General features: G+C 66.6%; 12 protein-coding genes. 5 read left to right on the top strand and 7 right to left on the bottom strand.

Going from position 1 to position 13440, the window contains the following annotated elements:
- Positions 1–49: 49 nt before the first annotated feature.
- Positions 50–469 (bottom strand): hypothetical protein, encoded by a 420-nt coding sequence (locus ACSAGD_RS09585; RefSeq protein ID WP_437582501.1) that lies wholly within the window; start codon positions 467–469, stop codon positions 50–52.
- Positions 470–541: 72 nt separating this feature from the next.
- On the opposite strand from ACSAGD_RS09585, the gene ACSAGD_RS09580 reads away from it, so the two are divergent.
- Positions 542–1180 carry a MerR family transcriptional regulator gene (locus ACSAGD_RS09580; RefSeq protein ID WP_437582500.1) on the top strand — a complete coding sequence of 213 codons (639 nt, stop codon included), beginning with the start codon at positions 542–544 and terminating at the stop codon, positions 1178–1180.
- Positions 1181–1224: 44 nt separating this feature from the next.
- On the opposite strand, the gene ACSAGD_RS09575 is transcribed toward ACSAGD_RS09580, so the two are convergent.
- Complete coding sequence (locus ACSAGD_RS09575; protein WP_437582499.1) at positions 1225–2184, bottom strand: metallophosphoesterase; 960 nt, start codon at positions 2182–2184, stop codon at positions 1225–1227.
- Entirely contained in the window at positions 2184–4742 is a 2559-nt protein-coding gene (locus tag ACSAGD_RS09570; protein ID WP_437582497.1) for a transglycosylase domain-containing protein, read from the bottom strand. The genes ACSAGD_RS09575 and ACSAGD_RS09570 overlap by 1 nt, the downstream gene beginning before the upstream one ends.
- Positions 4743–4842: 100 nt before the next feature.
- Between ACSAGD_RS09570 and ACSAGD_RS09565 the strand changes: the two genes are divergently transcribed.
- Positions 4843–5001, top strand: coding sequence for a hypothetical protein (locus ACSAGD_RS09565; RefSeq protein ID WP_169923428.1), 159 nt, complete (start codon positions 4843–4845; stop codon positions 4999–5001).
- Entirely contained in the window at positions 5001–5471 is a 471-nt protein-coding gene (locus ACSAGD_RS09560; protein WP_437582496.1) for a RidA family protein, read from the top strand. Before ACSAGD_RS09565 ends, ACSAGD_RS09560 begins: the two co-directional genes overlap by 1 nt.
- A gap of 48 nt (positions 5472–5519) precedes the next feature.
- On the opposite strand, the gene ACSAGD_RS09555 is transcribed toward ACSAGD_RS09560, so the two are convergent.
- Together ACSAGD_RS09555 and acs are read right to left on the bottom strand one after the other, a co-directional pair.
- Positions 5520–6677, bottom strand: coding sequence for a glycoside hydrolase family 3 N-terminal domain-containing protein (locus ACSAGD_RS09555; protein WP_437582495.1), 1158 nt, complete (start codon positions 6675–6677; stop codon positions 5520–5522).
- Positions 6678–6782: 105 nt separating this feature from the next.
- Entirely contained in the window at positions 6783–8750 is a 1968-nt protein-coding gene (gene acs, locus ACSAGD_RS09550) for an acetate--CoA ligase (protein ID WP_437582493.1), read from the bottom strand.
- A 390-nt stretch (positions 8751–9140) separates the two neighbouring features.
- Between acs and ACSAGD_RS09545 the strand changes: the two genes are divergently transcribed.
- Positions 9141–10124 carry a TadA family conjugal transfer-associated ATPase gene (locus tag ACSAGD_RS09545; protein WP_437582492.1) on the top strand — a complete coding sequence of 328 codons (984 nt, stop codon included), beginning with the start codon at positions 9141–9143 and terminating at the stop codon, positions 10122–10124.
- A complete protein-coding gene (locus ACSAGD_RS09540; RefSeq protein WP_437582491.1) occupies positions 10121–11014 on the top strand; it encodes a type II secretion system F family protein in 894 nt (297 codons plus the stop codon). The genes ACSAGD_RS09545 and ACSAGD_RS09540 overlap by 4 nt, the downstream gene beginning before the upstream one ends.
- 10 nt (positions 11015–11024) lie before the next feature.
- Here the strand turns inward: ACSAGD_RS09540 and ACSAGD_RS09535 are convergent, their stop codons facing one another.
- Both ACSAGD_RS09535 and ACSAGD_RS09530 read right to left on the bottom strand, forming a co-directional pair.
- Positions 11025–11939 carry a hydroxymethylglutaryl-CoA lyase gene (locus tag ACSAGD_RS09535; protein ID WP_437582490.1) on the bottom strand — a complete coding sequence of 305 codons (915 nt, stop codon included), beginning with the start codon at positions 11937–11939 and terminating at the stop codon, positions 11025–11027.
- The gene (locus tag ACSAGD_RS09530; RefSeq protein WP_437582489.1) at positions 11936–13159 is read right to left on the bottom strand and encodes a CaiB/BaiF CoA transferase family protein; all 1224 of its coding nucleotides are present in this window, start codon (positions 13157–13159) and stop codon (positions 11936–11938) included. The genes ACSAGD_RS09535 and ACSAGD_RS09530 overlap by 4 nt, the downstream gene beginning before the upstream one ends.
- Between the last annotated feature and the right edge of the window lie 281 nt (positions 13160–13440).

Genomic DNA, 13440 nt, shown 5'->3' with positions numbered 1-13440 from the left:
GTCACCTCGAGTCCTGGGGCCCGCGCTCGTTTTCTCCGCCGGCCGCGCGTTATGACAGCGCCGCCGCTCCCGTCGCGATCAGGAGGATGCCGCCGGCCAGCAGCGCCAGGGTGAGCACGATCACTCCAACCCAGATCAGCGCGATCCATCGGTTCGGCTTCTTCGGATCGCGGCCCATCGCCGAGAAGAAGAACCCTCCGGGAATGAGGATCGCCGTGGAGAGCACGGCCCCGGCGATGCGGTCGCCCCACGGCCCGCCATCGGCGGCCGTCATGACAAGAGCGACGACGAGCCCGAGCGTGACGAGCACGCCCGCGTGCGCGTGACCGGCACGGAAGAACGACTTCTGCAGAGCGTTCGCGCCCTGTTTACCCGTGACGACGCGCAGCATGAACGTGCCGCCGTACGCGATGCCGATGATCGTGAGCAGCACGGCCCCGGCGGTGATGGTCATCGTTGCGCTGAACATAGACACTCCTCGTTCTGGATAGCAATGGTATCCAATAGTAGGTAGTGATACTATCCAATGCAAGAGGTGACCATGAGAATCTCAGAGCTCTCGGCCGAGACGAACGTGCCGATCCCCAGCATCAAGTACTACGTGCGCGAGGGGCTCCTCGAGCCCGGCACCCCGCTCGGCGGCCGTCAGGCCGACTATTCCGATGTGCACGTCACACGCCTCAGGCTCATCCGCGCGCTGCTCGACGTCGTTGGGCTGCCGATCGCGAAGGTCCGGCGCATCCTTGAGCTCATCGACGAGCCGGGCGACGACCTGTTCACGACCCTGGGCGAGGCCGTCGACGCACTGCCGCCGTATGCGCAGGGGAGTGAGACGGATGCCGCGTGGCCACGCGCCCGCGCGGTCATCGAGCGCCTCGGCTGGACGTTCGACGAGCGGTACGCCGCCACCGGCCAGCTGGAGCGGGCTCTCGCCGCGGTGGAGGGCACCGGCATCCCGCTCTCCGAAGAACGACTCGACACCTATGCCGCGGCCGCGCGCCAGGTCGCCGCGTTTGACATCGCGCATATGCCGGAGGTTCCGCAGAACCCCGCCGCTGCGATCGAATACAGCGTCCTCGGCACCGCCCTCTACGAGCCGGTCCTCGTCGCCCTGCGGCGCCTCGCGCACCAGCACCTCGCCGCCGAGGCTCTGGGCGCCCCCGACCCCGCGGATTCCTGACCGAACAGACTCCCGGCGGAGAACGCCATGGTGCGCCGGAAGCGTCAGACTTGTGAGGCGACCAGTTTCAGCAGCGTCGCCTCCGGGCGGCACGCGAAGCGCACGGGCGCATAGATCGAGGTTCCGAGCCCCGCTGACACGTTGAGGAACGACGAGCGCAGCGCATGCGTCCACACCGAGAGCCCCTTGACCTTCGACCGCGGAATGTCGCAATTGGTCACGAGAGCGCCGTAGCCTGGAACGCAGACCTGACCGCCGTGCGTGTGCCCCGCGAGAATCAGCTGCGCCCCGTTCGTGACGAACGCATTCAGCACCCGCTGGTACGGCGCGTGGGCGACCCCGATGGACACATGACGCGAGACGTCGTCGCTCTCGAGTGACTGGTCGTCGCGCAGATCGTCGATCAGTCCCGTGAGAATGTCCATGCGATCGCGGTGGATGTGCGGATCGTCGACGCCGAAGAAGTCCAGCGTCGTTCCGTTCACGTCAAGGGAACCCACCGCGTTGTTGAGGTTCAGCCAGCCGAGCGTCCCCTCGAAGAAGCGGTCGAGTGCGTCGGTGTCGAGGTTGGGCTCACGGGGAGGGATGCCTCCCGTGTGGCTCTGGAAGTAGCGCAGCCAGTTCTTGCGCAGCGGACCGAAGTAGTCGTTCGATCCGTGCACGTGAACACCGGGGATGCCTCGGAAGGTCTCCATCGCTCGGCGGATGCCCTCGATGCCGTCCTCGTGCCCGAGGTTGTCTCCCGTGCTTACGATCAGGTCAGGCTTGAGGTCCCGCAGACCCGAGACCCAGCGCTGCTTGTCACGCTGCCACGGTGCCATGTGCAGGTCGGAGAGATGCAGCACTCGGATGGTCTCCGCGCCGGGCGGAAGCACCGGCACGGTCTCCTTGCGCAGCGTGAACATCCGACGCTCGACGAGCGAACCCCACGCGAACGCGCCAAGGCCCGCGGCGGCGGCAGCCGCCACCGCACCACCGGCGAAGCGCAACGACCGGCTACCCATCAGTTGTCTTTGTCTTTGCCCTTGTCGCCGCCGTTGCCGCAGCCCACAGTCAGCGTCACGGTCGACCCTTCAGCCGCGGTCGATCCGCCACCCGGGTCCTGGCTCACGACGGTATCCTTCTTGCCGTCCGGCGAGCACTTCTCCGCCTGCTTCACGGAGAAGCCTTCGTCTTCGAGGGCATCCTGGGCATCGTCATAGGACTTCCCGGTGACATCGGGCACAGATTTGCCCTTGCCGTTGCTGACATAGATCGTCACCGCCGACCCCTCGTTGATCCGCTCACCTCCCGCAGGGTCTGTGCTCGCGACCTTGCCGGCCTCGACGGTCGAATCGACTTGCTCGTCAGAGACGGTCACGGCGAATCCGGCATCCTTCAGCGCCTGCGTGGCGTCTTCCACGGACTGGCCCACGACATCGGGCACGTTCTTCAGAACGCGTCTCGTGAGGTCCTTGTCGGCTTCGGGGAAGGGATCTCCGCCGTAGAGCTCGAACGTCTTTCCGGCGATCGTCTGGGTCAGACCGAACTTGATCTGGCTGCCGAGCTTGCCGTTGATCCACGTGTGGTTCATCGGCGTGAAGTTGCCGCTCGTGAGGTTACCGACCCACACCGCGTTCGAGGCCTTGGTCGTGGAGGTCACGAGCCAGGTGTCTTTGTATGCGTCGGTCGTACCCGTCTTGCCGAAGATCGGTCCTGCATATGGGTTGCCCCCGCGGCCTGTTCCTTCTGTCATGACCTTGGTGAGTGCCTGCACAGCGGTCGCGGCGACGTTCTCGGGAATCGCCTGATCACAGGACTTGCCCGGAACCTCCATCTCGGAGCCGTCCGCCTTGACGATCTTGTCGATCGCGCGCGGCTCGCAGTGCTTGCCACCGGCGGCCAGCGTCGCGTAGGCGTTCGCCATCGACAGGGGCGCAATGGTGTCCTCCGACGTTCCGATGAGCGTCGTCGGGTAGTGCGTCAGGTCGGCGCCGGTCGCGTTGTGCGCTCCCAGTGCCTCCGCCGTGTTGGCGATGTCACAGAGATCGAGCTTCTCGCCCATGGCGGCGAGCACGGTGTTGATCGACTGGGTCATGCCCTTCTGAACGGTGTACATGCCGCCGGGCATACCGCCGCCGTCACCGGCGTTCTTCGGACCCGGGGCCCAGTTCGAGGGGCCATCGCAGGTCTGGTAGTGGAAGTCGCGTCGTGTCGCGTTCACGGTCTCGTTGATGGAGTGCCCCTGCAGGAGCCACTCGACGAGCACCATCGTCTTCCACGTCGACCCCGGCTGCATACCGCTCGACCCGCCGTAGTCCTTGTCGGTGTTGTAATTCACCGCCGTGTACCCCGCGCCCTTCTCCGGGTTGTTGGAGTACGCGGTGTTCTGCGTCATCGCGAGGATGCGGCCGGTGCCCGGCTGAATGGTCGTCGCGACGCCGCCGAGCTTCATGCCGTCCTTGTGCGAGGGAACAGCCGCGTGCAGGGCATCCGCCTCGGTCTTCTGCAGACGCAGATCGAGGGTCGTGTAGATGTCGAGACCACCGCGCTTGAGCGTCGACAGCCTCTCCGCCGCGGTCTTGCCGAACGTCTCATTGTTCGCAATCACCTTGGTGACGTAATCACAGAAGTACGCGTTCGATCCCGCGGCCGCGCATCCGCCCTTGGGTTGGGTGATGTTCGGCGTGATCTCGGTCTCGATCGCCTCGTCGTACTGCTCCTGAGTGATCTTGCCGTAGAAGAGCATCGCCTTGAGCACGACGTCCCGTCGCTTCTTCGTCAGGGCATAGCCGTTCTCTTCCCCGTTGTCAGGGTTGTCGGGCTTGTCGATGCGCAGCATGTTCGGATTGTTGACTATGCCGATGATCGTCGCCGCCTGCGCGAGCGTCACGTCTTTCGCCGTGGTGCCGAAGTAGTAGTTCGCGGCGGACTCGACGCCGTAGATCACGCCGCCGAAGCCTGAGATGTTGAGGTAGCCGCGGAGGATCTCGTCTTTGGAGTACCGCTTCTCAAGGCCGATCGCGTAACGCATCTCCTTGAGCTTTCGCGAGTAGTGCACACCGGCGACCTCGTCGTAGCACTTGCTCAGGTCCTCTTTGTTGTCGGTCTCGCTCTCACACTTTTGAATGCGCACGTTCTTGACGTACTGCTGCGTGATCGAGGAGCCACCCTGGGTGTCTTCGCCGAGCTGGTTGGAGACGACCGCTCGAAGCGTACCGGTGAGGTCGATGCCGCCGTGCTCGTAATACCGGTTGTCCTCCGTGGACACCGCGGCATCCTTCAGATACTGCGAGATCTCGTCCCACTGCACCTCGACGCGGTTCTGCTCGTAGAAGCTCGCGAGCAGAACATCTTTGTCGCCGTCCTTGGCGTAGATGTTGGACTTCTCCATCAGCGGCGTGATCTCCAGATACTCCGGAAGATCATCGAAGATGCCGATGGCGCTGTTCGCTGTCATGCCCGTCACGGCAAGGGCAGGGGTGACCGTTGCTGTGACGAGAACTCCGGCTGCGGCGCTGAGGCCGATGAAGCCCAGCAGGCCTCCGAGCACGCCTCTAGCCGTTCGTTTCTGTTCAGGCATAGGATCGATGCTAAGTGACGATTCTGAAAATCCGCCTACGCGTGCGTGATCTTCACTGGATCGTTGTCATCGACATCGGCCCCCGACTGCAAGGAGTCTCATGACCAAGTGGGAGTATCTGACGACGCCGCTCATCGTGCACAACACCTCGGCGATCCTCAACAACTGGGGGAGCGAGGGATGGGAGCTCGTTCAGGTCGTGACCGGTCCCGAAGGCGGACTCGTCGCCTACCTGAAGCGCCCGGTGGAGGATGCCTGATGTCGCGCATCGCTGACCGCCTCGCCGAACTCGGCCTGGAGCTTCCCACTGTCGCAGCGCCCGTCGCGGCGTACGTGCCCGCACTCGAGAACGATGGTCTCGTCTACACCTCGGGTCAGCTGCCGTTCGTGGACGGCGCGCTTCCCGCGACCGGCAAGGTCGGCGACGGCCACGGCCTGGTGCCCGAAGCCGACGCGAAGGAGTACGCTCGCCAGAGCGCGCTCAACTCGCTTGCCGCGGCTGAGAGCGTCATCGGCTCGCTCGACCGCGTGACCCGGGTCGTGAAGGTCGTCGGCTTCGTCGCAAGCGACCCGTCCTTCACCGGCCAGCCCGGTGTCATCAACGGTGCGTCCGAACTGCTGGGCGAGGTCTTCGGCGACATCGGCGCGCACGCCCGCTCGGCGGTCGGTGTGGCCGTGCTTCCGCTCGACTCACCCGTCGAGGTGGAGCTCGTACTCGCTTACGCCTGACTCTGATGAGGGATGCCGCGGGGACTCTGCCCCGCGGCATCCGTCGTCTCAGCCGGCTTTCGCCTCCGCGATGCGGTGTGCGGCGGCATCCACCTTCTTCTCGAACTCCGGATCGCTCTTCGCGCGCTCGATCACGGCGTCGCGCATCTCCGGGTAGACGGACGGGTCGCTGGAGACCAGCAGCAGGTCGACGCCCGCGTCGATCGCCGTCGTCGCACGCTCTGCGGGCGTCCACGCCTTCACCTGGGAGGCCGCGCTCAGATCGTCCGTCGTGACGACGCCCTCGAAGCCGAGATCGTCGCGCAGCAGCGAGATGACCGTGGAGGAGAAGGCCGCAGGAACCTTGGTGTCGATGTTGGCGTAGATCGCGGTCGACATCATCACGACAGCCGGTCCCTCGCCGAGAAGCGTCCGATACAGCTCGACGTCGGGACCGTCAGCGGTGACGACGTCGTCGGTCACGCCGGACCTGAAGTCGGTGTTGCCCGTCACATAGCCGAGACCGGGAAAGTGCTTGAGCGTCGGCATGACGCCTGCATCGCGCATTCCGTCCGCAAAGGCACCCGCGCCCGCGGCGACGGACTCCGCGTCTCCACCGTACTGACGGTTCAGCTTGCCGATGGGCGGGTTCGTGGCCGCGCTGCCCGACGGAACGATGTCCGCGACCGGCCCGAGGTTCATCGTGATACCCGCACGGGCGAGTTGGTCGCCCCACGTCGCCGCTGCGGAGCGCAGGTCAGCGGCATCCATCTGCCCCTGCTCAACGGCGGAGGGCATGTCATCGAAGCCCGGTCCACTGAGAACCTGAACGGTGCCGCCCTCCTGATCGGTCGCGACCCACAGCGGAAGCGCGGAGGAAGCGGCATCGGTGAACTGCGTCACGAGGTCGGCGGTGGCGTCGACCCCGGCACTCGAGCGGCCGTGCAGGAAGAGCCCGCCCACACCGTCGTCCTTGACCGCGGCAAGCGTCGTGTCGTTCACAGCCTCGACGGGAGTGCCGACCATGAAGAGCTGCGCGACCTTCTGCTCAAGGGACATCTGGTCGACGGCGTCGGCCGTCTCGGTCGGACTCGGCGTCGCCGTGGGAGAAGCGGGCCCGGTAGGCGTCTGCGTCGTGCTCGGGGCATCGCCCGCGGCGCACGCGGTGAGCCCCAGCACAGCAGCGGCGAGCACGGCGACCCGGCTCAGAGTTCGAAACCTCAACATCGCGCCCATCATCGCATGGGGCGGTGACACGGCGCTGAGACAGAAGACACGGATGCCGCGAGGCGCTCGGCCCCACGGCGTCCGTGTCTGTCGTGCGTGCGACCGCTAGCTGCGCACCTGGTCGCTGATGACCTTCATCACCATCGTGTCGGCCAGCGTCGTCGTGTCGCCGACCTCGCGACCCTCGGCGAGGTCACGCAGCAGGCGCCGCATGATCTTGCCCGAGCGGGTCTTCGGCAGCTCGTTGACGACGAAGACCTCGCGCGGACGCGCGATCGGCCCGATCTGCTCGCCGACCCAGCTGCGCAGAGAGCTCGCGATGTCGGCGATCTGCTCTGCCTCGTCGAGGTGGCTCTGCTTGATGATCACGAACGCGACGACCGCCTGACCGGTGGTCTCATCGCTTGCGCCGACGACGGCGGCCTCGGCCACCATCTCGTTCGCGACGAGAGCCGACTCGATCTCCGCGGTGGAGAGACGGTGACCCGAGATGTTCATGACGTCGTCCACGCGGCCGAGCAGCCACACGTCGCCGTCCTCGTCGAGCCGGGCGCCGTCGCCGGCGAAGTACTTGTCGCCGAACTTCTCCCAGTAGGTCTCCTTGTAGCGCTCCGGATCTCCCCAGATGCCGCGCAGCATCGCGGGCCACGGCTCGTCGATGACGAGGAGGCCGCCGTTGCCGTTCGAGACCGGGTTTCCGCTCTCATCGAGCACCGTGATCGAAATCCCCGGCAGGGCGACCTGCGCGCTGCCCGGCTTCGTCGCGGTGATGCCCGGCAGGGGCGACACCATGATCGCGCCGGTCTCGGTCTGCCACCACGTGTCGACGATCGGCGCGGAGCCGCCGCCGATGACGTTGCGGTACCACATCCACGCCTCGGGGTTGATGGGCTCACCCACCGATCCGAGCACGCGGATCGACGAGAGGTCGAACTCCTGCGGAACCTGACGGCCGATCTTCATGAACGAGCGGATCGCGGTCGGTGCGGCATAGAAGATCGAGACGCCGTACTTCTCGATGATCTCCCACCAGCGGCCCTGGTGCGGGCTCTCGGGGGTGCCTTCGTACATGACCTGCGTGGCGCCGTTCGCGAGCGGGCCGTACACGACGTACGTGTGTCCGGTGACCCAGCCGATGTCGGCCGTGCACCAGAACACGTCGGACTCCGGGTGCAGGTCGAACACGTTGCGGTGCGTGAACGCCGCCTGCGTGAGGTACCCACCCGAGGTGTGGAGGATGCCCTTGGGCTTTCCGGTCGTTCCTGAGGTGTAGAGAATGTACAGCGGGTTCTCCGCCTCGAAGGCCTGGGCGGTGTGGTCAGAGGATGCCGACGGCACAACGTCGTGCCACCAGATGTCGCGTCCCTCTGTCCAGTCGACCTCGTTCTCGCCGCGCTTCACGACAAGCACGTGCTCGACGGTCTTCTGAGTGTCGCCGTCCTTGCCAGCGAGGGCCTGATCGACGGCGGGCTTCAGCGACGAGACCTTGCCTTTGCGCCATCCGCCGTCTGCGGTGATGACGAGCTTGGCCTCGGCGTCGTCGATGCGCGAGCGGAGGCTGTCGGAGCTGAAGCCCCCGAAGACAACGGAGTGGATTGCGCCGATGCGCGCGACGGCGAGCATCGAGATGACGGCCTCGGGGATCATCGGCATGTAGATCGCAACGCGGTCTCCGTGGCCGATGCCGAGGTCGGTGAGGACGTTCGCGGCCTTCTTGACCTCCTCGGTCAGCTGGGCATAGGTGATTTCACGCGTGTCACCGGGCTCGCCTTCCCAGTAGATCGCGACGCGGTCGCCGTTGCCCGCTTCGACGTGACGGTCGAGGCAGTTGTAGGCGACATTGAGGGTTCCGTCGTCAAACCAGGTGGCGAAAGGCGGATTCGACCAGTCGAGGGTCTTCGTGAAGGGAGTTTCCCAGGTGATCAGCTCACGAGCCTGCTTCGCCCAGAACCCGAGTCGGTCGGCGGCGGCTTCCTCGTACAGCGAGGGCTGTGCCACAGCATTCGACGCGAACTCCTCAGTGGGGGCGAACTGACGATTCTCGTGGAGCAGGTTATCGATCTGCGTGTTCATAGTTGGGCTCTGCGCTCCTTTGCGGTCGGCGTTCCGTTCTGACAATACTCGTTGGGGCCGAACCGTGATAAATCGTGACTTTCCCCTCAGATGAGGGCTCCTCACGGTCGATGATTAAAACTGTCCCCCATTTGGCGGACTTTTCGCTTGCGTTCGAATAAGAAATGCGTATTATGAGTCAGGCCGAATAACTTCATTCTGGCGTGCAACGCACAGATTCCCCCCAATCGAGACGTTGCAGTGACGGCACCCATTCCCCCCGATGGGTGCCGTCCTCTTTTAACTCTCGTCTGTCGGCTTGTCGCCCACAGTTGCGCGGAAGTTCATCTTCTCCACAGTGAGGTGCGAGAGGGATGCCCCTGACGCCGCGACGCTCCTAAGCTCGCCGCCATGGACTCCTTCGTCGCCGCACCCTCGTTCGCTCCCGTCGGCGATGCGACGCGTCTCGAGCTCGCGGCGCGCTGCGGCCCTCTTGCCCCCTATCTCGCGGCCGCGGATGTTACGGACATTGTCGTCAACGGCGCCGCGGGGCTCTGGACAGACAGGGGAGACGGGCTCCAGCGCGACGACGGCTGGAGCATCCGCGAACACGAGCTCCGCGCGCTCGCGACCCGGCTCATCGCGCTCGGCAATCGGCACATCGACGAGGCGACCCCGTGCGTCGACGTCCGGCTGCCCGGCGGCATCCGCGTGCACGCCGTGCTGCCACCGGTCTCGACGACGGGAACTCTGCTGTCGATCCGCGTTCCGCGATCGGGCCGCCTCGACCTGGCGGCACTCGAGAAGACGGGGATGCTCGGCGGTGACGACCGGGTGAGGATGCTCCGGCACGCCGTCGCCGAACGCACGAACCTCCTGCTGACCGGCGCGGCCGGCAGCGGCAAGACGACGCTTCTCGCGGCGCTTCTCGGCACGGCAGATCATCGCGACCGCATCGTCGCGATCGAAGACGTCGCTGAGCTGCGGATCGACCACCCGCACGTCGTGTCCCTGGAGTCGCGGCAGGCGAACCTGGAGGGTGCGGGGCGCATCGGGCTCGAGCAGCTGCTCCGGGAGGCGCTGCGCATGCGGCCGGATCGTCTCGTGCTGGGGGAGTGCCGGGGCGCTGAGATCCGCGAGCTGCTCGCCGCGCTGAACACGGGACACGACGGCGGTGCGGGCACCCTGCACGCGAATTCGCTGGGCGATGTGCCCTCGCGGCTCGAAGCACTCGGCGCACTCGCCGGGATGACGGCGGAGGCGATCGGACGCCAGGCGGTGAGCGCGATCGGCCTCGTGCTCCACCTGGAGCGGGAGGGCGGCGCGCGGCGGCTGGCGCAGGTCGGGCGGCTGACGATGCACGACGACCGGCTGACGGTGGAGGAGGACGAATGAGACGGTCGAAGACGCCCGCGGTGGAGGAGGTGTCGTCCGTCGCGGAGCGTCTCGCGGTGCTCATGAGCGGCGGCGTCGCTCCGAGGGCGGCCTGGCGGTACCTCGACGAGTCGCTCTCGGAGCGCTCACGGGCGGCGCACACGGTGACGACGGCCGCAGCAGCCGACGACCCTGTCGACGTGCTCGCCGAGAGCGGCTCTGCGTGGCAGGCGCTCGCCGCAGCGCTCACCGTCTCATCGCGCTGCGGTGCTCCCGTTGCGACAGCGCTCCACACGCTCGCCGCCACACTGCGCTCGATCGGGCAGACGCAGCGTGACATCGCGGCATCCCTCGCTGGCCCCAATGCGACCGCGCGGCTGGTGATGCTGCTCCCGCTTGTGGGAATCGGGTTCGGGATGCTCCTCGGTTTCGACACCGCGCAGGCGCTTACGACCCCGCTCGGCATCGGCTGCGGCGTGGGCGGCGTTCTGCTCATGATTGGTGGCTGGCGCTGGAGCGCAGCACTCGCCCGCCGCGCCCGACCGGTCGATAGGGCACCGGGACTCGAGATCGATCTGATGGCGATCGCGCTCTCGGGTGGGACGAGCATCGACCGTGCGCGAGGCATCGTGTCGGATGCCTGCGACGAGCTCGGGCTCGACGTGCGGGGCGACTCCGTCGACGACGTCATCGCGCTGGCGGAGCGTGCCGGTGTGCCCGCGGTCGATCTGCTGCGGAGCGAAGCCTCGCGCGTGCGGCGTGATGCGGCATCCTCTGCGGCTCAGCGCGCCGCCACGCTGTCGACGAAGCTCATGGTGCCACTCGGCGTGTGCGTGCTGCCGGCGTTCATGCTTCTCGGGGTGGCGCCGATGATGATCGGCATCCTCTCGACCACGCATCTCGGCATCTGACCCGCGTGCGTCAGTCGTCGATGACCCACTCGAACGCGTGCGCGCGGCTGCGTGCGCCGTCACGAGCGCGCGATCGGTTCGGCTCATCGAGAAGCGCACTGACGTCCTCACCGAGCGCGACCAGCTGCGCGAAGGTGCGAGGCGTGACCCACTCGGGCCGCAGCGCGAACGCGAGGTCCTCCGTGGCGGTGTTGCCCGACGCTCCCGGCGCGAAGGGGCAGCCGCCGAGCCCCGCGAGCGCGCCGTCCAGCACCGTCGCGCCGCCTCGAACAGCGGCCACGGCATTGGCGACGCCGAGCCCCCACGTGTCGTGACCGTGGAAGACGATGCCGAGCTCCGGGCGTCGCCGGGAGGCGAGAGCGATGCGGCGCTCCACCTCGTCTGGATGGGCCTGACCGAGCGTGTCGGCCACCACGACGTCGGATGCTCCCTCTGTGCGCGGGTCGTCGAGAATGCGCTCGAACCGCTCGATGGGCACGACGCCCTCGAACGGGCACGTGAACGCGGTCGCGATGCAGAGCTGAATGCGTCCGCCGACGGAGCGCGCCGCTGCGACGGCATACGGCATGGCCGCGATCGAAGTCTCGGTGTCACGCCCGATGTTCGCCCTGTTGTGACTGTCGGATGCCGAGAAGCAGTACTGGAACCGTCGCGCCCCAGAGTGCAGGGCCTTCTCGACGTGCCGCGGTGTCGCGACCCACAGCCAGGCACGCTCGATCTCGTCGTCGGACAGCGCCGCGACCACGTCGAGCGAATCAGCCATCGTCGGCACGAGGTCGGGTCGCGCCATCGAACCGACCTCGATGTGCTCCACGCCGAGGCGCAGCAGCTCACGCACGAGTCGGACCTTGCGCTCCGTCGAGAGGTTCTTCCCGGCGAGCTGGAGTCCGTCTCGCAGCGTCACGTCGCGAAACTGCACGGTCATGCGAGCGCCTCCTCGTACGCGTCGATGCGCTCGGTCACCCAGCCGAGCTCGGTGAGCACCTCGCGTGTGTGCTCGCCGAGCTCGGGCCCGAGGCTCCGGATCGGGAGCGAAGCTCCGCCGACGACGGGAACGATGCCGGGAAAGCCGACGTTCGTGCGCACTTGCTCGCCATCGTGCACGTCAAAGCGCTGGACCATGCCGCGAGCGGCATACTGTTCGTCAGCGCTCACGTCCTCTGCCGTATATATAGGACCGGAGGGCACTTCGGCCGCGTCGAGCAGTGCGAGCGCGTCGGTGCTCGAGTGCTGCGCCGTCCACGCTCCGATCGCATCGTCCAGCAGATCGCGTGCCTCCCAGCGACCCTCGTTCGACTGGAGCGCTGGGTCCTCCGCCAGATCCTCTCGCCCGATGAGCCGCATGTAGCGCTGGAAGATGGCGTCGCCATTGCCCGCGACGACGATGCTCTTGCCGTCGGCGCAGAGGTATGCGTTGGACGGCGCGATTCCCGGCATCCTCCCGCCCGTGCGCTCTCGTCGCACACCGTAGGCCTCCCACTCGGGAACGAGCGACTCGGTGACCGACAGCATCACCTCGTTGAGGGCGACGTCAATGGTGCGCATGTCGATGGGCGTCGCGCCTCGTTTCGAGCCCGCGCGGTCGCGTTCGTACAGTGACATGACCGCGCCGAAGGCCGCGTAGATTCCCGCGATCGTGTCACCGATCGAGACTCCCGTGCGGCTCGGTGGACGTCCCGGCTCACCGACGAGCTCCCGGAATCCGCCGTACGCCTCCGCGACCGCCGCGAACCCGGGGCGATGCGACAGAGGCCCGGTCTGCCCGAACGCGGAGATCCGCGCGATCACGAGGTCGGGGTTCGCCGCATCGAGTGCTGCCTGATCGAGCCCCCATCTCTCGAGGGTGCCGGGGCGGAAGTTCTCCAGAAGAACATCGGCTGTTCGCAGCAGGTCGAGCACGATTTGGCGACCCTCCTCGCTGCGCAGATCGATCACGATCGAGCGCTTGCCCCGATTCGTCGTCCGGTAGAGCATCGACGTGTCGCCGGCGAAGAGCCGCCAACGACGCAGCTCGTCTCCGGTCCGCGGTCGCTCGACCTTGATGACATCGGCGCCGAAGTCCGCGAGCAGACGCCCCGCGGTCGGGGCGGCGATGTAGTTGCCGAGCTCGATGACCCGGATGCCGTGAAGGGGAGCATACGTCATCCGATCACCGCTGCGCGTCGCTGCATCATGCCGAAGAACATGTCCACATATTAAGTTGTGCGTCCTCGAATCGGCGACTCGGTGACGTTCGTCCACATCCCACGCGGCACGACCTGCAATCCACAGCGGCACGATCGCGGGGGGTATGGCCGCACCTGGACGCGGCACACTGGACGTGCTCGTGCCATCCCGACCCGCCACGCGGGAGACGAAAGGATGCACATGCCGCAACCACCTGCCACACACACGACCTCACCAGCCCGCGCCCTGCTCGATCGAGT

Source organism: Paramicrobacterium salitolerans (genome assembly GCF_051513965.1).
Lineage (GTDB): Bacteria > Actinomycetota > Actinomycetes > Actinomycetales > Microbacteriaceae > Paramicrobacterium.
Note: the sequence above shows the minus strand (reverse complement) of the source record. Positions and strands in the feature narration are given on the sequence as shown.

Bases quoted from the DNA above. Each gene is read 5' to 3' on its own strand.
- ACSAGD_RS09585 (WP_437582501.1), bottom strand. From the start codon at position 469: ATGTTCAGCGCAACGATGACCATCACCGCCGGGGCCGTGCTGCTCACG.
- ACSAGD_RS09580 (WP_437582500.1), top strand. From the start codon at position 542: ATGAGAATCTCAGAGCTCTCGGCCGAGACGAACGTGCCGATCCCCAGC.
- ACSAGD_RS09575 (WP_437582499.1), bottom strand. From the start codon at position 2,184: ATGGGTAGCCGGTCGTTGCGCTTCGCCGGTGGTGCGGTGGCGGCTGCC.
- ACSAGD_RS09570 (WP_437582497.1), bottom strand. From the start codon at position 4,742: ATGCCTGAACAGAAACGAACGGCTAGAGGCGTGCTCGGAGGCCTGCTG.
- ACSAGD_RS09565 (WP_169923428.1), top strand. From the start codon at position 4,843: ATGACCAAGTGGGAGTATCTGACGACGCCGCTCATCGTGCACAACACC.
- ACSAGD_RS09560 (WP_437582496.1), top strand. From the start codon at position 5,001: ATGTCGCGCATCGCTGACCGCCTCGCCGAACTCGGCCTGGAGCTTCCC.
- ACSAGD_RS09555 (WP_437582495.1), bottom strand. From the start codon at position 6,677: ATGTTGAGGTTTCGAACTCTGAGCCGGGTCGCCGTGCTCGCCGCTGCT.
- acs (WP_437582493.1), bottom strand. From the start codon at position 8,750: ATGAACACGCAGATCGATAACCTGCTCCACGAGAATCGTCAGTTCGCC.
- ACSAGD_RS09545 (WP_437582492.1), top strand. From the start codon at position 9,141: ATGGACTCCTTCGTCGCCGCACCCTCGTTCGCTCCCGTCGGCGATGCG.
- ACSAGD_RS09540 (WP_437582491.1), top strand. From the start codon at position 10,121: ATGAGACGGTCGAAGACGCCCGCGGTGGAGGAGGTGTCGTCCGTCGCG.
- ACSAGD_RS09535 (WP_437582490.1), bottom strand. From the start codon at position 11,939: ATGACCGTGCAGTTTCGCGACGTGACGCTGCGAGACGGACTCCAGCTC.
- ACSAGD_RS09530 (WP_437582489.1), bottom strand. From the start codon at position 13,159: ATGACGTATGCTCCCCTTCACGGCATCCGGGTCATCGAGCTCGGCAAC.